This window comes from uncultured Rikenella sp., from assembly GCF_910577125.1.
GTDB lineage: Bacteria > Bacteroidota > Bacteroidia > Bacteroidales > Rikenellaceae > Rikenella.
Genome location: NZ_CAJTMN010000029.1, coordinates 1 through 23,833, shown reverse-complemented (window position 1 = coordinate 23,833; position 23,833 = coordinate 1). Strand labels below are relative to the sequence as shown.

Genomic DNA, 23,833 nt, shown 5'->3' with positions numbered 1-23,833 from the left:
TACCCTACCTTACGGCTCGAAAAGCCGCGCGGGCCGAAAAATCCATTGCAGTTCGACGCCAGCGAAGGGCGCAACGAGCTCCGTCGAGTTGCAGCCCGCCGCCGGAGGTGGCGACGGACTGCACGGCCCTGCGGGCCGTAACTATTCAGCCCAATTCTCGGCCTCGTGTCGGCCTCACTGCGGCTCCGCTGTCGCTCCGCCGTGTCCGCGCGCGGGCGGAAATCCTGTTAGAACAATTCACCATTGTTCTAACGATTTCCTTCTCCAGCGGTCGCACGCCGGGACACTTCAGCCGTCGCCCGCTGGGATTTCATCTCGATTTTGCTCTCCGCAAAATGAGCGAAATCCCTCTTTAAGCGGGCGGGCGACGGAAATGAGTTCTGTCCGCGCGCCTTCGGGCACTCCGACAGGGCCGCCTCTACCCCAACTGGATGGGACTGCGCTCAGGCCGCGCAGGCCCCACGTCCCGTGGACGGGCGAAACTTGCGTTTCGCTACGGCAGCCTCGGCCCTACTCTTCACATCGTTCTCTGTCGCGCGCCTCAAGCTCCGAAGACTCAAGCTTCGAACGCGCATTCTATCGCTTTACAAAAAAACAAGGAGGTTTGCTGCATGCAGCAAACCTCCCGGTCTCCAAATCTTCGTTTTCCAAGTTCAATTACCCCAGATAGGTCTTGAGCTGTTTGCTCCGCGAGCTGTGACGCAGCCGGCGGATCGCCTTCTCCTTGATCTGCCGCACCCGTTCGCGGGTCAGGCCGAACTGTTCGCCGATCTCTTCGAGGGTCATCTCGGCCGTGCCGATCCCGAAAAAGTATTTCACGATATCCCGCTCCCGCTCCGTCAGGGTCGAGAGCGCACGGTCGACCTCGGTCGAGAGCGACTCGTTAATCAGACTGCGGTCGGCGTTGGGCGAGTCGTTGTTCACCAGCACGTCGAGCAGGCTGTTATCTTCCCCTTCGGCAAACGGCGCGTCGACCGACACATGCCGTCCCGACACCCGCAGCGTATCGGCCACCTTCTCTTTCGGCAGGTCGAGCACTTTGGCGAGCTCTTCCGGCGACGGGGTGCGTTCGTTCTCCTGCTCGAACCGGGCGAATGCCTTGTTGATCTTGTTGAGCGATCCGACCTGGTTGAGGGGCAGACGCACGATACGCGACTGTTCCGCCAAGGCCTGCAAGATGGATTGCCGGATCCACCAGACGGCATAGGAGATGAATTTGAACCCCCGGGTTTCGTCGAACTTTTCGGCTGCCTTGATGAGCCCGAGGTTCCCCTCGTTGATCAAGTCCGGCAGCGTGAGCCCCTGATTCTGGTATTGTTTGGCCACGGACACCACGAACCGAAGATTGGCTTTGGTGAGCTTTTCGAGGGCCTCCTGGTCGCCTTTTTTGATGCGCTGGGCCAACTCGACCTCTTCTTCGACGGTTATCAAATCCTCGCGCCCAATCTCCTGAAGGTATTTGTCGAGCGATGCGCTCTCGCGATTGGTGATGGATTTGGTAATTTTCAGCTGTCTCATGGAAATATGACTTGTGTATGAAATTTCGGAAGGGTGAACGCTATGTTATACGTTGGAACTGTTTTTTTGTTTCGCCCTTCGCAAAATTTAACCGGCCGGAGCGGAAAATCCGTTCGGATCGCGGAAGTTCCGCCGGCCGGTTCAATCGTTAAGACCGTTGTGCGTACCGGCCCGGGATCACTGTCCCAAGGCCTGATAGCTGACCATGCGGCCGTCGGGATAGATGCCGTCGATGGACTGCACTTTGTCGGTGATGCGGTTCAGGTCGCTGACTTCGGTAATCGCCCGGTCGTTGATGGCGGTGATGATGAAACCGCGCCGCACGCGGGATTTCGCGAGCAGGCCGCCCTCCTTGAGCTCGACGACCTGGATCCCGCCGCGAATGTTGAGCTCTTTTTTCTGTTTGTCGGTCACTTCGCGGAAGGTGGCTCCGAGCTCTTCGAGCAGGTTGGTGTCGTCTTTCCGGACGAGTTCGGTCTTGCCGGCCCGGTTGCGCAGCACCACGTCGTACGCTTTGGTCGCGCCGTTGCGACGGATCGTCACGCGAATCTTGTCGTTGGGCCGCAGCTTCGCGATGGTCTCCTGCACGTCGGCGGTGGTGTTCATCGGCCGGCCGTCGATGTGGGTCATCACGTCGCCTGCCTTGATCCCGGCTGCTTCGGCAGCGCCGTCGGCCACGATCTCGGCGATATAAATCCCGCCCGGTTCGTCAATTCCTTTCTCTTTGCCGAAGCGTTCGACCCATTCGGGGGTCGCGGCCTGGAACGAGATGCCGAGCATGGCGCGCTGCACGACGCCGTATTCGCGCAGGTCGGTCACCACTTTGCGCACGATGGAGGAGGGAATCGCAAACGAGTAGCCGGCATAGGCTCCGGTGGGCGATTTGATAACGGTATTGATGCCGATGAGCTTCCCTTCGGTGGTAATCAGCGCTCCGCCGCTGTTGCCGGGATTGACGGCGGCGTCGGTCTGGATAAAGGATTCGACTCCCATCTGGGAAGGGATCACGCCGAGGCTGCGCCCTTTGGCGCTGACAATCCCGGCAGTGACGGTCGAGGTGAGTCCGAAGGGGTTCCCGATAGCGAGCACCCACTCGCCGAGCCGCAGGGCTTCGGAGTCGCCGAAAGAGATGGTTTTCAGCCCGGTGGCGTCGATCTTCAGCAGGGCGATGTCGGTCGACGGGTCGCTCCCGACCAGCGTAGCCTTATGGGTGGTCCCGTCGTGGAGGGTGACGATCAGTTCGCTGGCTCCCTCGACGACGTGGTTGTTGGAGACGATATACCCGTCGGGCGAGATAATCACGCCGGAACCGCCCGAACGCCGCTCCTGCTCTTCGGGCTGGCTCTGCTGCTGTCCGCCTTGGGGGCCAAAAAAGAATTCGAAGGGGTCGAAACCGCCGCCTCCGAACGGGCTGGAGAGGCGTTGCACTTTCAGTTTCTGGCGGTTTTCGATATTGACCACGGCTTCGACACCCTGTTCGGCTGCGGTGGTGAAGTCGGGCAGAATACCCTGCGTCGAAGTTTCGACAGGAGTGGAAGCGAAATGGGCCCGGGCTCCCTCGCCTTCATAGGTCACGGTAGCGGCACGATCGGCAGCGTGCGGCACGGTCAGCCGGCTTACGGTGTAAGCGGCCAGCGAGCCTGCGGCTACGGAGAGGGTCAGGCTCAGAATCATCCATCGTTTTTTCATCGTATCAATTCTTCGGATTAACTGTGGAGGAGCGTTATTCCATAGGCAAATGTATCGAAAAGTATTTCGGACAAAATCAGTTTTCAGACAAAACAGGTCGGAGTAAAAACGTAGCGGGCGGGCGAAATGGTATGTCCGGGAGGCGATTTGTCGGGAGCGGGCGAAATTTTTTATTGCGGGACTGTGGCAGACGGCTCTTTTTCATGTGCCGAGCGCTCCGCCCCGGGCTTCCGCGGTTACGGAGACGGTAAAACTTGGAATGTCGGCGACGGAGGTTTCGGGTTTTCCTCCGCTACCTCTCCCCGTAAAGACTATGACTGTTGCATAACTATGAATTTCGGAGTACAAAGGCTCAATCCGGCTACGCTGGACAGTCGCGGTTTCGGTCTTCAGTTGCGTTGCCTCTCGGAATAAACGGGGCGTGTCACACTCACAATTGCCAGCCTCTACCCTATTTGCCCACCGCGGGCACGCGGGGCCCGGCCGGCCCGAGGCCAGTTCTATCCGGTTCAGAGCTCGACCGCGCGCCGACGCCTAAAGAGGGAAATCGTCAAAACTCGCTTGCGCGTTTTGACAAGATTTCCCAAGGCGCGCGGACACAACCCCAAAGCCGAAACTCTGCGACCCGCAAGGGTCGCGCGGACCGAAAAATCCATTGCAGTTCGGCGCCAGCGAAGGGCGCAACGAGCTCCGTCGAGTTGCAGCCCGCCGCGTGGGATGGCGTCGGACTGCACGGCCCTGCGGGCCGTAACTATTCAGCCCAATTCTCGGCCCCGTGTCTGCCTCACTGCGGCTCCGCTATCGCTCCGCCGCCTTGCACGTTTTTTGCGCGCCGGGCGATTCATTCTGTTTCGGCTCATCGCCGAAACAGTGGAATCGCCTCCTTAGGCGTGGCGCGCGGGATATTCCGGATAGTCGCCCGCGGGAATTTCATCTCGATTTTGCTCTCCGCAAAACGAATGAAATTCCTCTTAAAGCGTGGCGCGCGAATATTCATTGCCTGAATAACAACGGCCGGCCGCCATGACGCGAACGCGTCGGCCGGGCGGGCCCCACGTCCCGTGGACGAGCGATGCTTGCGCATCGCTGCGGCAGCCTCGGCCCAACTCTTCACATCATTCCCTGTTCGCGCGCCTTTGGGAAATCCAATCAAAATGTGCCGGCACATTTTGACGATTTCCCTCTTTAGGCGTCGGCGCGCGGTCGAGCTTCGACTGCCCTCGGGCCGGGCGGGCCCCACGTCCCGTGGACGGGCGATGCTTGCGCATCGCTAAGGCAGCCTCTACCCCACTCTTTGACCGCTCGCGGCAAGTTTTATCCCATCTAAACTACCCCTACGCCTGTCGCCGCGAGCGAATCAGACGGAATATTTCGCCGATCCACAGCACCGCCGATGTCGCTCCGATCACGATCGCCCAGTCCCTCAACGACAACGGAACCACCCGGAACACCTCGCCACCGAACGAGACGATCAGCACCTGACCGATCACGATCAAAGCCGCCACCACTAAAAAGCCCGTGTCGTGCAACAATCCGTGAAAAGCCGAACGACCGCTCGCATAGGCCTTCGCATTGAACATGTTCCAGAACTGCAACAGCACGAACACCGTGAAAAAGTGCGACAATTCATACGCCGTCACCCCTCCGCCGGTGTTCCCGAACCAAGCCAGCAAACCCAGCAAAACCGCCACAAAGCCGAAGCCCGTCCAGAGGATCGACCGGCGCATGACAGACGTGATGATAAAATCGGTCGTGCGCCGCGGCCGATGCGCCATCTCGCGCCGATCCGGAGGCAACGACGCCAAGGCTCCCGCCGCAAAGGTGTCCATAATCAGGTTCACCCACAGCATCTGGGTCACCGTCAGCGGCAGGGCGAACCCCAGCAACGACCCCAGAAAAACGATCGTCAGCGCCGCCACATTGATGGTCAGCTGGAACAGGACGAACCGCTGGATATTCCGATAGACCGACCGCCCCCACATCACCGCCGTGGCGATGCTGGCGAACGAGTCATCCAGCAGCGTGATGTCGCTCGCCTCGCGCGCCACCGACGTGCCGCTCCCCATCGACAGCCCCACGTTGGCGAAGTTCAGTGCCGGAGCGTCGTTCGTCCCGTCGCCCGTCACCGCCACCACCTCGCCCCGGCGCTGCAACAGCTGCACGAGGCGTTGTTTGTCCATCGGCCGGGCGCGCGACATGATCTTGATCTCCGCCGCCCGCTCCAGTGCCTCGTCATCCGAAAGCGCCTCCCACTCGACGCCCGTAATCTCGTTCCGCGGGCCGTCCGATGCCGGATCCCACAGACCGATCCGGCGACCGATCTCGCGAGCCGTCCCCGGCGTATCGCCCGTCACGATCTTGACGGCAATCCCCGCCCCCATACACTCGGCCACCGCCGCCGGGACATCCTCCCGCACGGGATCCATAATGGCCGTATAGCCCGCAAACGTCAGCCCCCCCTCGGCCACCAAAGCCTTGAGCGCCTCGGCGTCGGCATGGGCATACCCCGCCGCATCGTCCCCCGACGGCAAAATCCGATAAGCAAATCCCAGCGTCCGCATCGCCTGCTGCTGGAATCCGGCCAGCTGAGCCTCCACCTCCGTCCGCTGCGCATCCGACAGGCCGACGCAATACCCCAGGACGATCTCCGGAGCCCCCTTGACATATAGGACGGTCTGCCCGTCGAGCGCACCCGACCGAACGATCGTCGCCATGTATTTGTTCCGGGTCGAGAACGGCAGTCGGGCGATGACTTCGGCCCGTTCGCGCCACCCGGCATAGGCCTCTCCGGCGGCATCGAGCCAGAGCAGCAACGCCCCCTCGGTCGGATTCCCGAGGGCTTTCGGCCGGCTCGGGTCGTCGCAGTTCAGCTCCGCCGTCGTATTGACCGCAATCCCTTCATACACAACCCGTTCCGGAACACCAAAGTCGAACCGGGCCTCCTCGACGCTCATCCGGTTGGCAGTCAATGTCCCCGTCTTGTCGGTACAGATCACCGTCGTGGCCCCCATCGTCTCGCAAGCGTGCATCTTACGCACCAGATTATTGGATTTCAGCATCTTTCGGATCGAAAGCGCCAGCGCCAGCGTCACCGCCATCGGCAACCCTTCGGGCACGGCCACGACAATCAGGGTCACCGCCACCATGAAGTAGTTCAGTATCCGTCCCGCCGCGTCGAGCCCGATCCAGGCCTGAGCCGACAGCGGATCGACTCCGAAAAAGAGCCCCAGCGAAGCAATCCCGGCACAGACCAACAACCCGCACAGCAGCCAGAAAAACCAGCCCCGCCGTGCAATCCCCGCCGGCATCCGCCGCGGCCGGCCGGCCAAATCGAAAGCGTCGTAAACCAGCGGCAGCCACATCTTGACCGAAGCCACCGCGAGCCCGGCAAAAACCGCCCCCAGCAGTCCCAGCTGCCCCCACGTAAAACGGTCGTGGCCGTCGAAAACGTCTTTCAGGAAAAGGGCCGCAAAGGTGAAAACGGCCAGTCCGAAGCCCACCACGCCGATCAGCTTGGCCAGCCGTTCGAGCTGGCGGTTGAGGGGGGTATTCTCCTCGGCCTGCACCGTGGCCTGCGTCGCCACGCGCCCGAACTCGGTGGCATCTCCCACTCGAATCACCCGGGCGACGCCGTGCCCCTCGATGACGCTCGTCCCGCGCAACACCAGATTCCCGGGATAGGTGGCGTCGGACCTGAATTCTTCGGGATGGATGGTCTTGAAGGCGGAAGGCTCGCCGGTCAGGTTGGATTCGTCGACCTGCAGGGCCATGGCTTCGAGCAGCTCCGCATCGGCCGGCACTTCGTCGCCGGTCTCGAGCAGGATGATATCGCCGACCACGATCTCCCGTTTCCCCACTTCGCGCACCTGTCCGTCTCGGATCACCCGCACGGGGGTGTCGTCGTTCACCTGGTTGAGGAGGTCGAACTTGCGGGCAGCATCGACTTCGAACCAGAAGGAAACGCCGGTGGCCAGAAAAATGGCACAGAATATCCCGACGGTTTCATAATACTCGCCGTGGACGAACGAAATGCCGAGCGACAGAAAGGCAGCGATCAGCAGAATCCGGATAACGGGGTCGGAAAATTTACCCAAAAACAGTTTCCACAACGGCGTCCGCGGCGGTGGGGTCAGCACGTTCTCGCCGTGTTCGGCCCGGCTCGCTTCGACTTCGCGAGCACTCAATCCCAGGTGTGTCATGCGTATAAACGGATAGTTCTACAAGGAGTTGATTTTCAACAATTGTTCCATATATTTCCGGTCGTTGGCCAGCCGGGGCACTTTGTTCTGTCCGCCGAGTTTCTTGCGTTCGTCCATCCAGCGGTAGAAGGCTCCTTTCCGCGCCACGACAAGCCGGGGCGGCATGAGGGTGGTGTTTTTGAACCGTTTGGCGGCGTAGTCGGAGTTGACCTCCTGCAACGTCCGGTCGAGGGTCTCGGCAAAGAGCATGATGTCCGACGGCGGGGCGGAAAACTCGATAAACCACTGGTGCGCTCCCTTGGCCCGTCCCTGCATAAAGACCGGGGCGGCGGTGTATTCGAGCACGCGGGCGCCGGTCGCGGCACAGGCTGCCGAGATGGCGCGTTCGGCGTTGTCGATGACGATCTCTTCGCCGAAGGCGTTGATGTAGCTTTTGGTGCGTCCGGTAATCCGAATCTTGTGGGGGGCGAGACTGGTGAATTCGACGGTGTCGCCGATCATATAGCGCCACAGGCCGCCCGAGGTGGAGATGATCATGGCGTAATTCACGCCGATCTCGACATCGGCCAGCGTCACGGCCTTTTCCGGGTGGTCGAGCTCGGTGACGGGCAGGAATTCGTAGAAGACGCCGTAGTCGAGCATCAGCAGCATGTCGGGGGTGGAGAGGTTGTCCTGCAAGGCGAAGAAGCCTTCGGAGGCGTTGTAGGTCTCCATGTATTTCATCCGGTCGGAGGGTATCAGCCGCCGGTACTGCTCGCGATAGGGCGTGAAGCTGACGCCGCCGTGAATGAAGAGCGAGAGGTCGGGCCACACTTCGAGCAGGTTGTCCGTCCCGGTGTATTCGAGCATGCGGTTCATGAGCACGAGGTTCCACGAAGGCACGCCGACGAAAGCGGTCACGCGCTGTTTGGAGCATCGCCAGCAGATGGCGTCGACTTTGCGTTCGAAATCGGGGATCAGGGCAATGTGGGTCGAGGGTTCGCGCAGGCGGTTGACCCATTTCGGCGCATTATGGATCAGGATGGCGGAGAGGTCACCGCTCTGCACTCCTCCGCCGAGGGGGTCGAGCCGATGGCTGCCGCCGAGGGTGAGGGTCTTGCCGCTGAATGCCTTGCTCCGGGGGTGGTAGTAGGCAAAGAGGGCCATCGCATCGCGCCCGCCCCGGAAGTGGCACTGGTGCAAAACCTCGTCGGTGACGGGGATGTATTTGCTCCGGTCGCCGGTCGTGCCGGACGATTTGGCGAACCAGCCGACTTTCCCGGGCCAGAGGATGTTCTCTTCGCCGACGCGCATGCGTTCGATCTGACTCTGGATATCGTCGTAATTCACGACGGGTATCCGCCGTTGGTAGGTCTCAACGGAGTCGTAGGCGTGCATGCCATAGTGGCGGAAGTATTCGGTCTGTGCGCCGTAGCTCATCAGCAGACGGAACTGTTCGGCCTGCACCTCCCACGGGAAGCGTCGGAAATTTTCGATGGCTTTGAGCCGTTTGGAGTAGAGAGCGGTAAGTATCGAATTGGTCAATGACATAGCGATATCTTTCTCGCTTGTTATGTGGAGTTACGTATTCTGTTTCATCGGGTTGGGCCCGCCCCGGGCTACCGCGAGAGAGCCAATGGCGGACTGGTGGGCGTCGGCAACAACGGGTTCGGCTACTCGTCGTCGGTGAGCGGCAGCAATGGGGTGTACTTGGGTTTCAGCGTGACGACCCTCTTTCCCAGCAGCGCGGACAGCCGCGCCTACGGTCTTCAGTTGCGTTGCCTCTCGGAATAAACGCACCCACAGGGTGTTTTACTGGCAGGGTCTACCCTAAGGCAGCATCTACCCTATTTGCCCACCGCGGGCACGCGGGGCCTGCGCGGCCCGAGCGCAGTTCTATCCTGTTAGGGTAGAGGCGGTTCTGTCGGAGTGCCCGAAGGCACCGCGCGCCCGGCGGAAGGGCAGTACCCTCAAACCAACCGCGCGCCACGCCTTAAAAGGAAAATCGTCAAAATGCACCTGGGCGTTTTGACAAGATTTCCGCCAGCGCACGGCCAGAGAATAGGGCGAAGCGAATAAGTAAGCGATACGCAGTATCGCTCTGTCCTGCCGGGGTCACCCGGACGCCGCCCGCGCAGGGCAGTTCCGTCCGGTTGGGGTAGAGGCGGCCCTGTCGGAGTGCCCGAAGGCACCGCGCCGACACCTAAAGAGGGAAATCGTCAAAATGCACTCGTGCGTTTTGACAAGATTTCCAAAGGCGCGCGGACAAACTCGTTTATCCGATAAACGTCAGGCGGCTGTTAATGTCAGGGAGATAGTTTATCTCTTTTCTCTGTTCCGCTCGGGCCGCGGAGGCCCCTACTTTCTACTATGTGGTAGAAAGTAGGCAAAGAGCACATTCAAGGGGGAATTACATCCCCCTTGAAAATCCCCCGACGATTCCCTTTAGGGTAGACACGGCCAGCTTTCGAGTGCCGAGCGGCACCGACCCGCAGGGGCGCGCGGGCCGGAGCCTCCCCCCGCGGAGGCCCGCAACTCGGCGGAGCTCGTTTCCGGCCTCGCTGGCGCCGGCCCGCACCGATTTCACACAATTCACAGCCCAATTCTCCGCCCGTTCGTCCTCGGCTCTCCGCTCCGTGTCCGCCTCACTGTGGCTCCGCTATCGCTCCGCCGGTGCCGTTTTTTGAAAACACATTCTTTGTCCGCGCGCTGGGCATTTCAACCGTCGCCCGCTGGGATTTCATCTCGATTTTGCTCATCGCAAAACGAGTGAAATCCCTCTCCAAGCGGGCGGGCGACGGGAGAGCTTTGTCCTATTTTGTTCGCGCGCCTTGGGCGATTCAACTATTTCGGCTCAGCGCCGAAACAGTTGAATCGCCTCTTCAGGTGTCGGCGCGCGGGGTGAGCTTTGAACCAGCTGGAACCGTACCTTTTCTGAAGAAAAGGTACCCAAAAGACTTTCAGATAGCTACGCTACGCCTTAAGCTCCGCAAGACTCAATCTTTGTTCGCATACCGACATAAACTATACTGTCATTTCCTCTTCCCCCCATCCGCGAGCCGCGACGAAAACGGATGGGCCAGATTCTTCCACCCCGTCAGCGTGGCCTGCACCCGCCCCACCCGAATCGGGGTCTCCATATAAATCGGTATCCGGTTCTCGTCGTCCGAAATCCAGATCAAAAACTCGCTCCCCTCCTTGAACGACTGCGCGTCGCCCGTCGCCAGCTGACACGAAAACTTCATACACCGCACCCGCCCCGTCGCCGGCGCCTCGACAATCTCACGCCCCTGATACACATACCGGATCGTACGGATCGTGTCGATCATCACCAAATTCAGAAATCCCGCCTCCCCCTTCCGCATCGCGCTGATCGAAGGCAAGCTCCGCAGGTTGAAGAAATGGCCCACCGGATCGAAATCCGACTCCCCGATCGCCATCGTCCGACCCCGCTCATACCCCTTCTTCAGGTTCTTGCCGTAGGTACGCACCTCGCCCTTCGTCCAGTCGAACCACTGGCGGCTGCGATACCGGTAATTCCCCTCCTGAACCTCCGACGTGGCATACAGCGGCCGCAGGGTCGCCGTATCGAGCCACGTCTCATAGACATCGTTCACCCGGAAAAAGACCGAAAAAAACGGTTTGGTCACCCCCTGCGCCCAGATCCGATAAGCCGGGCCGGCCGCCACACGCCCCTCCGAGAGGCGGAAAGTCACCGTCGCCACATCGGTCGTCAGCATGGTCGAGGCATAACCCGCCGTATAGGTCAGCTCTTCGCCCGTCCGGAAAGCCAGCGGCCTCGCAGCGGACTGTCCCCGGGCCCGCCCTCCGGCCGCCGAGCACAGCACGGCGGCGACAAACGACAGAATAAACGGAAATCGTTTCATAACAGAGACAAATATAATCGTTTTTCGGGCAGTGCAACCCTCGTGCCGTACTTTTTCCTTTCCCCCGCGACCCGCTCCCGGCGCGCGACCGAAAAAAGAGTATATTTGTTGTACGAAAGACCATGGACAGCATTCTCGACAGACCGATCCAATACCTGCCCGGCATCGGACAGAAACGGGCCGAACTGCTCGCCGCCGAAATCGGTGTCGAGACGTTCGGCGACCTGTTGATGCACGTCCCGTTCCGGTATGTAGACCGGTCGAAGATCTACAAAATCAACGAAATCCGGGAAGAGCTCTCCGCGCAGTACATTCAGGTGCGGGCGCGGGTGCGCGACAAGGGAATCGTCGGAACCGGCTCCAAGGCGCGGCTGGCACTGGTCGTGACCGACGACACCGGCGAGATGGACGTCGTGTGGTTCCGCGGCGCCCGGTTCGTGATGAAGAAACTCGAAGTGGGACGCGAATACATCTTTTTCGGCCGTCCCACGATGTTCAACGGCTGGCCGAATATGGCCCATCCGGAGTTCGAGCCGCCGATCGCGGTCGAAGGCCAGGAACCGGTCGGCATGCAGGGCATCTACAGCACCACGGAGCGGCTGAACTCGATCGGGCTGGGTACGAAAGCCATTTTCAACGCCGTGCGGACACTGTGGGGAGCGGTCAAAAATTACATTCCGGAGACGCTGCCGGAATACCTGCTCCAACAGGAACGGTTAGTGGGCCGTGCCCAGGCGCTGCACGACATCCATTTCCCGCCGTCGGCCGAGGCGCTGCAGGCGGCCATGAGGCGGCTCAAGTTCGAAGAGCTGTTCGTCATCCAGCTCCAACTGCTGAGCCAGCGGCAGGTGCGGATGGAGAAGGTGCAGGGGTTCCGGATGCCGAAAATCGGCGGGTATTTCAACATGTTCTACCACGAGCAGCTGCCGTTCGAGCTGACAGGCGCCCAGCAGCGGGTCGTGCGGGAGATCCGGGGCGATATGGTGAGCGGGCACCAGATGAACCGCCTGATGCAGGGTGATGTGGGAAGCGGTAAGACGATCGTCGCGCTGCTCTGCATCCTGATCGCGGCGGACAACGGTTTCCAGAGCGCCCTGATGGCACCGACGGAGATTCTGGCCAACCAGCACTACCGGTCGGTGATGTCGCTGGTCGAGCGGACGGGGCTTCGGGTCGAGCTGCTGACCGGAAGCACGGGGCGGAGGAAACGGGCCGAGATTGCGGAGGGGCTGACGTCGGGCGATATCGACCTGCTGATCGGCACCCATGCCCTGATCGAAGACGGGGTGCAGTTCGCGCGGCTGGGATTCGTGGTCATCGACGAACAACACCGGTTCGGGGTGATGCAGCGGGCCAAGCTGCGCCTCAAAAGCCAGGATCTGCCGCCGCACGTGCTGGTGATGACGGCTACGCCGATTCCGAGGACGCTGGCGATGACGCTCTACGGCGACCTGGACGTCTCGGTGATCGACGAGCTGCCGCCGGGCCGGAAGCCGATACACACCTCTCATGCGCGGGAGTCGCACCGGTTGCGGCTGTTCGGATTCCTGCGCGAGCAGATTGCCCGGGGACGGCAGGTCTACATCGTCTACCCGCTGATCCAGGAGTCGGAGACGCTGGATGTGGCGAATCTGGAGGCGGGAGCGGAGGTAATCGCGCGGGAGTTCCCTCCGCCGCAGTACACGAGCGTGGTGGTGCACGGCAAGATGCCGGCCCGGCTCAAGGATTACGGCATGGAGCAGTTCAAGCAGGGGAAGGCGCAGATTCTGATCTCGACGACGGTGATCGAGGTGGGGGTAGATGTGCCGAACGCGACGGTGATGGTGATCGAGAGTGCGGAGCGGTTCGGTTTGTCGCAGCTGCACCAGCTGCGGGGACGGGTAGGCCGGGGCGACGAGCAGTCGTACTGTATCCTGATGACGGGCGACAAGCTCACGACGGAGGCGCGGCACCGGATGGAGGCGATGGTCTCGACGACAGACGGTTTCCGGCTGTCGGAGCTGGACTTGCAGCTCCGGGGGGCGGGCGACATCGACGGCACGGCGCAGAGCGGTCAAGGGATCGAGATCAAGGTCTCGAATCTGGCCAAGGACGGCGACATTCTGGAGTATGCGCGAGGGGTGGCGGAACGGGTGCTGGCAGCGGATCCGAATTTGCAGGAGCCGGCGAACGTACTTTTGGCTGCTGCGATCGAGCGTCTGAACCGCAAGAAAAAGATCGAGGTGGATTTGAGCCAGATCAGCTGACACGGCCTGTTACTTTGGAGGTTCGAAAGCATACGGACAAAGAATGGGGTGAAGAATTGGGCCGAGGCTGCCAATTGGGAGTGCGGCACGCACCGCCCCGGGCTACCGGCACTTCGCTTCGGGTGCGATGGGCGGCACCTACAACCGCAGTTACAACTGGTCTTCCGCCACAAGCAGTATCCGCAGCGTGGGCTTGGATTTCAACGTGACATGGATCAATTCCAGCTATGGAGATTACCGCGCCTACGGTTCTCAGTTGCGTTGCCTCTCGGAATAAACAGAGGGCTAACACAGCCAATTGGGAGTGCGGCACGCACCGCCCCGGGCTACCGCGCCCGCGATACTGGCAATCTAACGTACGTCGGAGATAGCGGATTCAGCTGGTCATTTGCCGGAAGCGAAACTTACAGCATATTCTTGAACTTCGGCATACAGAACCTCAATCCCTCCTACGCACGCTACCGCGGCTACGGTCTTCAGTTGCGTTGCCTCTCGGAATAAACGGAAAAGCAACGCGAACGAGCAAGACGTTGCATGCGATTGCATTTCTTGAAAGTCAATCTTTTCTTTGTTCCGCTCGGGCCGCGGGGGCCCCTACTTTCTACTATGTGGTAGAAAGTAGGCAAAGAGCACATTCAAGGGGGGATTCGCATCCCCATTGAAAATCCCCCGGCGATTCCTTTTAGGATAGACACAGCCGCAAAATGCATAGCATTGCCCGTCCACGCACCCACAGGGTGTTTTGTTAGGGTTCTCTTTGTCTTACCAAGTGGGGCCCGCCCGGCCCGAGCGCAGTTCCATCCCGTTCGGATAAAGGCAGCCCTGTCGGAATGCCCGAAGGCACCGCGCCGACACCTCCCAAAATTTACCTGCCGCGCCCTGTGTTTTCTCCCCGGAAAAAGTTATATTTGTCAAAGAGTTACCTAACTAAACCCAAACCTTTTCCGCCATGTCATCCACTCCACACCCCCAGCCCCGCATATTGCCGCTCGTCGCGCAGGACGAATGGCTCAGACCCGCCGCTCCGGAGATCGACGCCCGATTCGACCGGTTCACCCGCCGGGCCGGCGAAATCCGCCGCTGGAGCGGCTCGCTCGCCGACTACGCCAACGCCCACCTCTATTTCGGGATACACTACGACCCGGAACGACACGGATGGTGGTTCCGGGAGTGGCTACCCGGAGCCCGGGAAGTCTTTCTGTTCGGAGACTTCAACGACTGGGAACGGACACAGTTCCCGGCAGAACGGGTGCCCGATTCGAACGGCGTGTGGGAGCTCTTTCTGCCCGACGCAGCGACCGGCGGAAGGTTGAAACACGGAAGCCTCGTAAAGATGTACGTCCACGGCGCAGACGGCTCGTGGATGGATCGGATTCCGGCCTATATCCGGCGTGTGGTGCAGGACGAACACTCGAAAGACTATTGCGGACAGGTATGGGAACCGCAAGCACCTTTCGCCTGGGACGAAGAGCCGTACGACCTCACCGCCCGGGCGGCACAGGACGGCGGGCTGCTTATTTACGAGGCCCATGTGGGGATGGCGCAGGAGCGGGAAGGGGTCGGCACCTACGAAGAGTTCGCCGAACGTATCCTGCCACGGATCAAAGAGCTGGGATACAATGCCATCCAGATGATGGCCATCGCCGAACACCCGTACTACGGGAGTTTCGGGTACCACGTGAGCAACTTTTTCGCCCCGAGCTCGCGGTTCGGGACGCCCGAAGACCTGAAACGGCTGGTCAAACGGGCACACGAATTGGGCATCGGCGTGATTATGGATCTCGTGCACTCGCACTACGTCAAAAACCTCAACGAAGGGATCAACCGGCTGGACGGCACCGACTGCCTCTACTCGCAGCCGGGCGCGGCGGGGGAACATCCGCAGTGGGACTCCATGCTCTTCGACTACGGGAAGTACGAAGTGCAGCACTTCCTACTCTCGAACGTCAAATACTGGCTCGACGAGTTCCATTTCGACGGCTTCCGGTTCGACGGCGTGACCTCCATGCTCTACCACCACCACGGGGTGAATGCGCCGGAGTGGGGGCTGGAGGCCTATTTCGGCGCATCCGCCAATAAAGAGGCCATATTATACCTGACCTTAGCCAACGAGCTGATCCACGAACTGCGTCCGGGAGCGGTGACGATCGCCGAGGATGTGAGCGGGATGCCGGGGGTGACCTTCCCGGTGTCGGACGGCGGGATGGGATTCGACTACCGGCTGGGGATGGCGATTCCGGACTTCTGGATCGAATACCTGAAAGACGTGCCGGACGAGGCGTGGGACCTGCACCGGATGTGGAACGTGCTCTGCAACCGGCTGCCGGGGGTGCGGACGGTGGCCTACTGCGAGTCGCACGACCAGGCGCTGGTGGGGGATAAGACGATCGCGTTCCGCCTGATGGACAAGGAGATGTACTTCGCCATGAACCGCGAGTCGCAGAACCTCATTATCGACCGGGGGATCGCGCTGCACAAGATGATCCGGCTCGTCACTTCGACGCTGGGCGGGGAGGCGTACCTGACTTTTATGGGGAACGAGTTCGGCCATCCGGAGTGGATCGACTTCCCGCGGGAGGGGAACGGGTGGAGCTATGCCCATGCCCGGCGGCAGTGGTCGCTGGCCGAGGCGGACTACCTGCGCTACATCGACCTCGCCCGGTTCGAGGGGGCGATGGTGGCCCTGCTGCGGAAATACCGGATACTCAGCGCCGGATACGGCTATCAACTGAAGGTGGACGAGGCGAACAAGACGCTGATCTACGAACAGGCGGGGCTGCTGTTCGTCTTCAACTGGCATCCGACGGCGAGCATTCCCGACTACGAGCTGCCAGCGCCGCAGGCGGGGAAATGGCGGGTGATCCTGAGCAGCGATGAAAAGGTTTTCGGCGGACAGGATCGGGTACGTTCCGGTTCGGAGAGCGCGGAATACTTCACCGAGTCGCGCTTGGACGGGGACGGGGTGACACGCCACTACATGCGGATCTACAACGTCAGCCGGACGGCACTGGTCTTCGAACGGGAAAAGGAATAGGAATGGACATAAAACCTTAGGAATCAATACCGCAGCACCCGCCAGGCGGCCGGATAGAGATTGTTGTACCGCCGCTCGATCCGCTTGGCCCAGCCGAGCGCAATGCCACGGCACACGACCAGATTCAGCCCTTCGGCAAACCGTTCGACCGGCAGTGCGGCCGCATCCGTCCCCTTGCGCAAATACTCCCGAGCCGCCTCGTCGTCCAGCTCCGCCACGGCCACCGCCTGCCGGTTCACCCCGGCATACAAGGCCAGCGCATGGGCCGGTTTCAAGCTCCCGCGAACCAGCTCGCCCAGCTCGACACCGGAATAAAGCAGCCCGAACCGCGCCGCCCGCAACGTTTCGACCGTCCGGTACATCTCCGGCGAGAAACCGTAGACCGTCCCCTCGCCGACCCGGCCGAAAAGCCACTCGTCGCCGTCGATCCACCGCTGCGCCTCGCTCAGTTCCGACTTGATCAGCGACGCCAATTCCGTATTCCTTTTCGTTTTCCCGAGAGTACGCCCGTTCGCATCGAGCTCCCCCGTTTTCCGGATGGCAGCGGCATAAAAGCCCTCGCTCCGCACCCGATGGGGATAAAAGTGCCACCCGGCACCCGTCGTCACGATCTCCTCCGGCACCCCGTCGAAATCGAGCACCTCGCCGCCCAGCTCCTCCGCCACCCACCGGACATTCTCCTCGTTTTCGACCGCGTTGAAGGTACACGTACTGTAAATCAGCACCCCTCCCGGCCGCAAGGCCCGCCACACATCGCTGACGATCCGCCGCTGGCGCGCCGCGCAGAGCTGCACCGCCTCCGGCGACCACATCCCGCGCGAGGCCGGGTCTTTGCGAAACATCCCTTCGCCGGAACAAGGCACATCGGTCACGATCACGTCGAAAAATCCCTCTATCCGCCCGCCGAAGTCGACCGGATCGTTCGACGTCACCGCCACATTGCCCGACCCCCACTTCTGTACATTCTCGGCCAATATCCGGGCCCGTGACCGGATGGTCTCGTTGGCCACGACGATCCCATTGGCTCCTGCCACCGACGCGATCTGGGTCGTCTTCCCCCCCGGCGCGGCGCACAAATCCAGCACTTTAGGTGCCGCAATCCCCGTAGTCTGCAAAATCCGCCGCAACAGCCATCCGACGAACATCGAACCGGCCTCCTGCACATAATAAGCTCCGCCGTGGAACACAGGATCGGCGGTAAAGACAGGGCGGTCGGTCAGATAACACGCCTCGCCCGGCACCGTCCACGGCACCGGCTCGCCGCCCGCCGGCAACTCCGGCGAAGAGACGAGAAGAGGTTTGAACGGATTGAGCCGCACGCTGACCGGCGCCGGCCCGTCCAACGCCTCGGCCAGTCCCGGCACTTCGGCCTCGACCCGGGCCCTGAAAGCAGGGGGCAATGCCACCCCGAGTCCCTCAACGTTCCCCATCTATCTGCTTTGCAATACGTTCCAGAATAGCTTCCCGCGCCGCCGGATCGGTCACGAAGTCCTCGCGATCGACATCGACGATCAATTTCGGCCCGTCGTACGTTTCGATCCACTCCTCGTACAGCCGGTTGAGTCCTTCGAGGTAAGCGGCATCGATCGAGGCTTCGTAGACCCTCCCGCGCCGCTGGATCTGGCTGACCAGCGTCGGCACGGAGGCGCGGAGATAGACCAGCAGCCGCGGCCGCAAGAGGTTGGCTACGGTAAAGCGGTAGAGCTGCATATAGGTGGTGTAGTCGCGTGAGGAGAGAACGCCGGCGCGGTGGAGATTGGTGGCGAAGACCTGGGCGTCTTCGTAGATCGTCCGATCCACGACCACGGGCCGACTGTCGGCTTCGGTTTCCCGCGAGGCGATGGCGTCGATCTGCCGTTGCCGTTTCCCGAGAAAGTAGACCTGAAGATTAAAGGCCCACCGTTTCATATCGTCATAGAAATCACCGATATATGGATTCTCGGTCTCCTCGTACTGGGCTTCCCACCCGAGACGGTTGCTCAGCAGTTCGGTCAGGTAGGTCTTCCCGCTTCCGATATTTCCGGCAATGGCTATATACATCTCTTTTCTGTCTGAATAATTATCGTTTGGGGGTCATCGGTTTTGGCCGCCCCGGGCTACCGTGACGCAGGCCAGAGTGGATTATTCGGCATTTCGGGCAGCGTCGGCAATGCCGGTTACAGCCGGTCGTCGTCGATCAGCGGCACCGATGGCATGCACCTGGATTTCGGTGTGGCGTGGATCGAGCCCAGCAGTGCACATCACCGCGGCCACGGTCTTCAGTTGCGTTGCCTCTCGGAATAAACGCACCCACAGGGTGTTTTACTGGCTGTGTCTACCCTAAGGCAGCCTCTACCAATTGGGCCGACACAGCCGCAGCGAAACGTAAGTTTCGCCCGTCCACGGGACGTGGGGCCCGCCCGGCCCGAGGGCAGTCCCGTCCGGTTCGCAGCTCGACAGTCGCCCGCCCGCCTAAGAAGGCATATTCTGTGGGTTGGCTGGATGCCAACCCACAAGAATTGCCGCGGGCGACTGAAAAGGTTTGCCGAGCCCGCGCGCCACGCCTTAACAGGGAAATCGTCAAAATGCACTCGTGCGTTTTGACTGGATTTCCCAAGGCGCGCGAGAAAAACACAGCCAAACCCTGCGGCTCGAAGAGCCGCCCCGGCCGGACACCCCAGCCACGCGATTCGCTTATCAAGCGGGTTGAAGCCTGCGGGGCCCAAATGCAACGTCAGTTGCGGGCCTCCGCGGCGGGAGGCTTCGGCCCGCGCGGTTCTACGAACCGCAAGAGTTCCGCCCAACTCACCGCCTAATTCTCCGCCCCGTGTCCGCCTCACTACGGCTCCGCTGTCGCTCCGCCGGTGCCTTCGGGCACTCCGGGAATAGGCCGCCTCTACCCAAGCGCGCCTTGAAGCCGTCGCCCGCTGGGATTTCATCTCGATTTTGCTCACCGCAAAACGAGCGAAATCCCTCTTCAGGCAGGCGGACGACGGTATTAAGTTCTGTCCGCGCGCCTTAGGGAAATCTTGTTCAAACACGACTACGTGTTTGAACGATTTCCCTTTTAAGGCGTTGGCGCGCGTCGGGCTTTGAACCGGACGGAACTGCCCTACGCGGGCGGCGTCCGGGTGACCCCGGCGGGACGGAGCGATACTGCGTATCGCTTACTGGTTTACTTTGCTCCGTTCTTCGTCCGCACACCCTGAAGCCGTCGCCCGCGGCAATTCTTGCCAGATTGGCTCACCGCCAATTGGCAGAATATGCCCTTTTACGCGGGCGAGCGACGGGAGAACTTTGTGCCGCCTGAAACTGTCGCTTTCTTGAAAGAAAGCGACGCAAAGAACTTTTAGTTAGCTACGCTATGCCTTACGCTCCGCAGTCCTCAAGCTGCGGCCACGGTGGACAATGGGCCGGCTCTACCCTAATCCTCCGCCGCGCGCGGAACGAAGACCTCCGGAATCGTCGCCCCCATCGATGCCGCAGGAGGAGCGATCCCCAAAATATCCGCCAAGGTCGGAGCCACGTCCGTCAGGTTCACCTCCCGCTCCACATCCGCATTCCCGATCCCGCTCCCGTACCAGAACAACGGCACATGCGTATCGTAATTGTACGGCGACCCCGAATCCGACAGCCGACCCTCCGTGTATTCGATCCAGCCCGGCATCAGGTTGATCGTCACATCCCCAGAATTGCGCGGGAAGAAGCTGTTCTGCATCCGCTCCAGCACCCCGCCCGTAAAATGGCCGTTCTGCAGCGCCGTCGCCGTCACCGCCTGCGAGACGCCGCTGAACTGGATCGCGAAGTTCGCCACCCGGTTCTGCAAGTCCTCCAGATTGTGCCCTTTCTGATAAATCAGCCCGCGGTTCAGATAAATCTGCCGGTTCTCGAACTTCAGCAGCCAGTCGCCCGGCCCGAGCTGAGCCACCAGAAAGCCCGAAATAATCGCCGCGAACTGTCCGTTGTCGAACAGCCCCGCCGGCACACGGCTGTCGGCCCGGATCGGATCCGAAGCGCCGTGATCCGAAGTCAGCACCACCAGCAGCCGGTCGCGCCCCACCTGGGTATCCAGGAATTCCAGCAGCGACGCCAAATCCGCATCCAGCCGGTAGTAGCTGTCCTCCAGCTCGATCGATCCCGTCCCGTACTTTTCACCGATATACCGCGAACCGTCGAAGACGATGTTCAGCAGATCCGGCGCCTCGTCGTTCCCCAGCCCCTCGTAGATGATCGACTGTACGGCAAAGTCCCGTACCAGCGTGTTGGCCGCCGGAGAAGAGCGCAACCGGTCGTAGTCGTACTTCTTGCGGGTCAGGAAATCGAAACTGAGTTTCCAGCTCGTATCGATCGAGATATCGGTGTAGACATCGTTGTGATAGGCTTTCAGCGGCCGGGAAATCTCCCACTTCTGCGCCGAGTACCCCACGACAGCCCCCTCTTCGTTGAATTTTTCGACCCACTGGGGCAATGCCGAGACGTAATAGTTGCTCGTCACCCACCGGCCGTTCTTGCCGTTCAGCCAGTAGACCGCATCGGCCGAGTGTCCGCCCGCCACGACGGCCGAAACCGGATCGAACGCGATGCTCACCACCTTGGAATCCCGATAAACGGTTTTCAACTGATCGCCCACCGTGCCGGCAATCAGCCCCCGGGGCGAAAACTGACCGTCGTACTCGTCGCTCCCCACGGTAAAAGCCTTCTTGTCGGCCGCCAGATCGATCGCCTCGCCGGTCGTGTAGTTGAACCACCGCTCGCCCACCACGCCGTGCATCGAAGGGTTGGCCCCCGTGGTCAGCGTGGCGAGCCCCGAACCGGTGCGGGTCAGGGCATAGTCGTACGAGGCCCGTTTGCAGAGCGAGCCCTCGCGCACCAAGGTATGGAATCCCCGCTCGCCGAAATTGTCGGCGAAGCGGAGCAGGTAGTCGTAGCGCATCTGGCTGACAACGATCTGGACAACCAGTTTCGGCGGCTGACGATCGATGGCCGAACGGCCGCAGGCCTCCGGAACGGACAGCCCCGCACCGACGGAAAGTATGAGGCAGCGAAGAAGAAACTTTTTCATTCTGAATGATTTGAACGGCAAATTTACGCAAAAAATTGCAGCTCTTCCGAAAAATCGGCCGTCGGGTAGCGCGCTTGCGCCTCCTCGGCCCGGCGGCGCATCGTCTGCCGGAAAGCGGCATACTCCTCCCCCCCGGGATGCAGCGGACGGTGCTCCATCGCCCGCCTGAGCTCACCGACAGCGGAGACCAGCTCCGCCGCTTCGACCGTGAGCAGCGACTCGGAGAACCGACGGCGGATATACTCAATGGCGACGGACGAGGGATGGCACATATCGTCGGCATAGAACCGATAGTCGCGCAGCTCGCCGGTAACGATCTCGTAGGCCGGAAAGTAATGCACCCGCCCGGCGAACCGTTCGGCCAGCCGGTGGGCCGCAAGAATCAGGGTCGATTTGCTCAGTTGGTTTTCGACGAGTCCGTCGCCGCGGTGGATCACGGGGCTGACGGTCAGGATCGTCTGCCTGTCGGGCCAGCGCTCCAGCAGGAGGGCCAGCGGCTCGACGATTTCGTCCACCGTCAGCCGCCGCCGCGTGAAGAGCCGCGCGGGCAGTTTGTGGCAGTTGGCTACCGGCCTCCCCTCCCGCTCATAAACCCAGGCGGTTCCGAAGGTGAGCATCAGATAGCGGGCCTCCCGCAAGGCCCGGACACCCTCCGCGCGCGCCATTTCGATGCGGCGCGACACCTCGGCCGCATCGGGCCCCGAAAAGTCGCTGTGGTGCGCAAAGCTGTGCCACAGGCCGTTGTGTTCGAAAAGGTCGGACTCACGAAACGGCTCGCCGGAGGCCAGCCGCTCCAGCGCCTGCACCACACTGGCGGGATTATAGAGCGCCCCGAACGGATTGACGCACAGAGGAAGTCTCCCGTCGGCAAGCCACCGCCCGATGTGGTCAGCGAAGCAGGAGCCGAGCGCCAAGCCGCGGTCGCCGGGGCCGATCCGGAAGGGATACGGAGGCTGAACGACGGGAAGGCGAAACGACGGACTGGGGGAGACGGCCATGTGAATCTGAGAATCGAGTTCCCAAAGATACGTTTTTTTGCTCCCCTCCGGAGGCTCCGCCCGGAAATTTCCCCGCCGAAAATTTGGAAATCCGGAAAGAATCCCTACATTTGCCTCTGTCATCCTAACGGACGAATGATTCCGAACGCACAACATATCCGCCACGGCCATCATCGCCATCATCGCTTTGCCGATGAGGGGAAGTCGCTTTTTGCCGGAATCGATATGTAGCTGCACATATTTCATAGAACGCAAAACCGAAGCCTGCTTCCTCGCCACGGGGAACGCAGGCTTCTCTTTTTTTTCACACGCACCATGATACGCATCGCACTCCAATCCAAAGGACGGCTCAACGAAGAGAGCCTCGAACTGCTCGCCGAGGTCGGCATCGACATCGAACGAGGCAAACGCCGGCTGCTCGCCCGCGCGGAGACGTTTCCCCTCGAAGTACTCTACCTGCGCGACGACGACATCCCGCACGCGGTCGAACGCGGGGTGGCCGACATCGGCATCGTGGGCCTCAACGAGTACGAGGAACGAGGGTGCGGAGCCGACATCGCCCACCGGTTGGGCTTCGGACGCTGCCGCCTCTCGCTGGCGATTCCGAAGGGCGAGGCGTACTCCGGCCCGGAGTATTTCAACGGCAAACGGATCGCGACTTCGTATCCGGTCATCCTGCGGCGCTTCCTGACCGAACAGGGGATACGGGCCGAAATCGAGGAGATCGCGGGGTCGGTCGAGATCGCTCCGGCGGTGGGGATGGCGGATGCGATCTTCGACATCGTCAGCAGCGGCGGAACGCTGGTCTCGAACGGGCTGAAGGAGGTCGAAACGGCAATGCACTCGGAGGCGGTGCTGATCGCCACGCGGGAGCTGGAACCGGCGAAACGAGCGCTGCTGAACCAGCTGCTGTTCCGCATCGAGGCGGTGGAACGCACGCGGGGCAAAAAATACATCCTGATGAATATCCCTACGGATCGGCTCGCGGAGGCGACGGCGATCCTGCCGGGCATCAAAAGCCCGACGATCCTGCCGCTGGCGGAACAGGGATGGAGCTCGCTGCATGCGGTGGTGGACGAGCGGATCCTCTGGGAAAAAATCGAACGGCTCAAAACCATCGGGGCGGAGGACATCCTCGTCCTCACACCCGAAAAAATGATTTTATAACCACCTTTTCGATTGTCTGCCTTTGCCCGGGAGGGTACTGTTCTCTTTGTGAACAAAGAGAACCAGAAAAACTTT

General features: G+C 61.1%; 19 protein-coding genes. 9 read left to right on the top strand and 10 right to left on the bottom strand.

From position 1 onward, the window contains the following. A partial coding sequence (locus QZ292_RS04875) for a hypothetical protein (RefSeq protein ID WP_294598625.1) occupies positions 1-356 on the top strand: 356 nt, incomplete at its 5' end. 301 nt (positions 357-657) lie between these two features. Here QZ292_RS04875 and QZ292_RS04870 read toward each other — a convergent pair. After that, positions 658-1,518 (bottom strand): sigma-70 family RNA polymerase sigma factor, encoded by an 861-nt coding sequence (locus QZ292_RS04870; RefSeq protein ID WP_294594766.1) that lies wholly within the window; start codon positions 1,516-1,518, stop codon positions 658-660. 177 nt (positions 1,519-1,695) lie between these two features. Beyond that, positions 1,696-3,207: a Do family serine endopeptidase gene (locus QZ292_RS04865; RefSeq protein ID WP_294598622.1), complete on the bottom strand. Its 1,512-nt coding sequence runs from the start codon at positions 3,205-3,207 to the stop codon at positions 1,696-1,698. Between the two features lie 183 nt (positions 3,208-3,390). On the opposite strand from QZ292_RS04865, the gene QZ292_RS04860 reads away from it, so the two are divergent. Continuing rightward, positions 3,391-3,621 (top strand): hypothetical protein, encoded by a 231-nt coding sequence (locus tag QZ292_RS04860; protein ID WP_294598618.1) that lies wholly within the window; start codon positions 3,391-3,393, stop codon positions 3,619-3,621. Positions 3,622-4,063: 442 nt separating this feature from the next. Here QZ292_RS04860 and QZ292_RS04855 read toward each other — a convergent pair whose 3' ends face one another. The 3 genes from QZ292_RS04855 to QZ292_RS04845 form a co-directional block, all read right to left on the bottom strand. Beyond that, on the bottom strand, positions 4,064-4,360 hold the full coding sequence (locus tag QZ292_RS04855; protein WP_294598615.1) for a hypothetical protein: 297 nt from the start codon (positions 4,358-4,360) through the stop codon (positions 4,064-4,066). Positions 4,361-4,541: 181 nt separating this feature from the next. Continuing rightward, positions 4,542-7,406 carry a cation-translocating P-type ATPase gene (locus QZ292_RS04850; protein ID WP_294598612.1) on the bottom strand — a complete coding sequence of 955 codons (2,865 nt, stop codon included), beginning with the start codon at positions 7,404-7,406 and terminating at the stop codon, positions 4,542-4,544. Between the two features lie 18 nt (positions 7,407-7,424). After that, positions 7,425-8,936 (bottom strand): GH3 auxin-responsive promoter family protein, encoded by a 1,512-nt coding sequence (locus QZ292_RS04845; RefSeq protein WP_294598609.1) that lies wholly within the window; start codon positions 8,934-8,936, stop codon positions 7,425-7,427. 24 nt (positions 8,937-8,960) lie between these two features. Between QZ292_RS04845 and QZ292_RS04840 the strand changes: the two genes are divergently transcribed. Further along, on the top strand, positions 8,961-9,179 hold the full coding sequence (locus QZ292_RS04840; protein ID WP_294598606.1) for a hypothetical protein: 219 nt from the start codon (positions 8,961-8,963) through the stop codon (positions 9,177-9,179). 1,238 nt (positions 9,180-10,417) lie between these two features. On the opposite strand, the gene QZ292_RS04835 is transcribed toward QZ292_RS04840, so the two are convergent. Further along, entirely contained in the window at positions 10,418-11,272 is an 855-nt protein-coding gene (locus tag QZ292_RS04835; protein WP_294598603.1) for a DUF3108 domain-containing protein, read from the bottom strand. Between the two features lie 122 nt (positions 11,273-11,394). Here QZ292_RS04835 and recG point away from each other — a divergent pair, with 122 nt between their 5' ends. From recG to QZ292_RS04815, 4 genes are all read left to right on the top strand, one after another. Next, entirely contained in the window at positions 11,395-13,518 is a 2,124-nt protein-coding gene (gene recG / locus QZ292_RS04830) for an ATP-dependent DNA helicase RecG (RefSeq protein ID WP_294598600.1), read from the top strand. Positions 13,519-13,645: 127 nt separating this feature from the next. Beyond that, positions 13,646-13,795, top strand: coding sequence for a hypothetical protein (locus QZ292_RS04825; protein ID WP_294598597.1), 150 nt, complete (start codon positions 13,646-13,648; stop codon positions 13,793-13,795). Then, the gene (locus QZ292_RS04820; protein WP_294598595.1) at positions 13,780-14,019 is read left to right on the top strand and encodes a hypothetical protein; all 240 of its coding nucleotides are present in this window, start codon (positions 13,780-13,782) and stop codon (positions 14,017-14,019) included. The genes QZ292_RS04825 and QZ292_RS04820 overlap by 16 nt, the downstream gene beginning before the upstream one ends. 448 nt (positions 14,020-14,467) lie before the next feature. Next, positions 14,468-16,552 (top strand): alpha-amylase family glycosyl hydrolase, encoded by a 2,085-nt coding sequence (locus tag QZ292_RS04815; RefSeq protein WP_294598592.1) that lies wholly within the window; start codon positions 14,468-14,470, stop codon positions 16,550-16,552. Between the two features lie 23 nt (positions 16,553-16,575). Here the strand turns inward: QZ292_RS04815 and QZ292_RS04810 are convergent, their stop codons facing one another. After that, positions 16,576-17,982, bottom strand: a complete 1,407-nt coding sequence (locus QZ292_RS04810; RefSeq protein WP_294598589.1) for an rRNA cytosine-C5-methylase — start codon at positions 17,980-17,982, stop codon at positions 16,576-16,578. Beyond that, positions 17,969-18,592 carry a deoxynucleoside kinase gene (locus QZ292_RS04805; RefSeq protein WP_294598586.1) on the bottom strand — a complete coding sequence of 208 codons (624 nt, stop codon included), beginning with the start codon at positions 18,590-18,592 and terminating at the stop codon, positions 17,969-17,971. Before QZ292_RS04805 ends, QZ292_RS04810 begins: the two co-directional genes overlap by 14 nt. Before the next feature lie 42 nt (positions 18,593-18,634). Here QZ292_RS04805 and QZ292_RS04800 point away from each other — a divergent pair, with 42 nt between their 5' ends. Then, positions 18,635-18,835 (top strand): hypothetical protein, encoded by a 201-nt coding sequence (locus QZ292_RS04800; RefSeq protein WP_294598583.1) that lies wholly within the window; start codon positions 18,635-18,637, stop codon positions 18,833-18,835. A gap of 1,120 nt (positions 18,836-19,955) precedes the next feature. Here the strand turns inward: QZ292_RS04800 and QZ292_RS04795 are convergent. Beyond that, positions 19,956-21,593, bottom strand: coding sequence for an alkaline phosphatase family protein (locus QZ292_RS04795; protein WP_294598580.1), 1,638 nt, complete (start codon positions 21,591-21,593; stop codon positions 19,956-19,958). Positions 21,594-21,616: 23 nt separating this feature from the next. Continuing rightward, positions 21,617-22,591: a GSCFA domain-containing protein gene (locus tag QZ292_RS04790; RefSeq protein WP_294598577.1), complete on the bottom strand. Its 975-nt coding sequence runs from the start codon at positions 22,589-22,591 to the stop codon at positions 21,617-21,619. Between the two features lie 315 nt (positions 22,592-22,906). Here QZ292_RS04790 and hisG point away from each other — a divergent pair, with 315 nt between their 5' ends. Beyond that, positions 22,907-23,758, top strand: coding sequence for an ATP phosphoribosyltransferase (gene hisG, locus QZ292_RS04785; protein ID WP_294598574.1), 852 nt, complete (start codon positions 22,907-22,909; stop codon positions 23,756-23,758). Positions 23,759-23,833 lie beyond the last annotated feature (75 nt).

Coding starts and splice junctions, on each gene's coding strand:
- QZ292_RS04850 (WP_294598612.1), bottom strand. CDS start 7,406: ATGACACACCTGGGATTGAGTGCTCGCGAAGTCGAAGCGAGCCGGGCC.
- QZ292_RS04870 (WP_294594766.1), bottom strand. CDS start 1,518: ATGAGACAGCTGAAAATTACCAAATCCATCACCAATCGCGAGAGCGCA.
- QZ292_RS04805 (WP_294598586.1), bottom strand. CDS start 18,592: ATGTATATAGCCATTGCCGGAAATATCGGAAGCGGGAAGACCTACCTG.
- QZ292_RS04815 (WP_294598592.1), top strand. CDS start 14,468: ATGTCATCCACTCCACACCCCCAGCCCCGCATATTGCCGCTCGTCGCG.
- hisG (WP_294598574.1), top strand. CDS start 22,907: ATGATACGCATCGCACTCCAATCCAAAGGACGGCTCAACGAAGAGAGC.
- QZ292_RS04865 (WP_294598622.1), bottom strand. CDS start 3,207: ATGAAAAAACGATGGATGATTCTGAGCCTGACCCTCTCCGTAGCCGCA.
- recG (WP_294598600.1), top strand. CDS start 11,395: ATGGACAGCATTCTCGACAGACCGATCCAATACCTGCCCGGCATCGGA.
- QZ292_RS04845 (WP_294598609.1), bottom strand. CDS start 8,936: ATGTCATTGACCAATTCGATACTTACCGCTCTCTACTCCAAACGGCTC.
- QZ292_RS04790 (WP_294598577.1), bottom strand. CDS start 22,591: ATGGCCGTCTCCCCCAGTCCGTCGTTTCGCCTTCCCGTCGTTCAGCCT.
- QZ292_RS04835 (WP_294598603.1), bottom strand. CDS start 11,272: ATGAAACGATTTCCGTTTATTCTGTCGTTTGTCGCCGCCGTGCTGTGC.
- QZ292_RS04810 (WP_294598589.1), bottom strand. CDS start 17,982: ATGGGGAACGTTGAGGGACTCGGGGTGGCATTGCCCCCTGCTTTCAGG.
- QZ292_RS04825 (WP_294598597.1), top strand. CDS start 13,646: ATGGGCGGCACCTACAACCGCAGTTACAACTGGTCTTCCGCCACAAGC.
- QZ292_RS04795 (WP_294598580.1), bottom strand. CDS start 21,593: ATGAAAAAGTTTCTTCTTCGCTGCCTCATACTTTCCGTCGGTGCGGGG.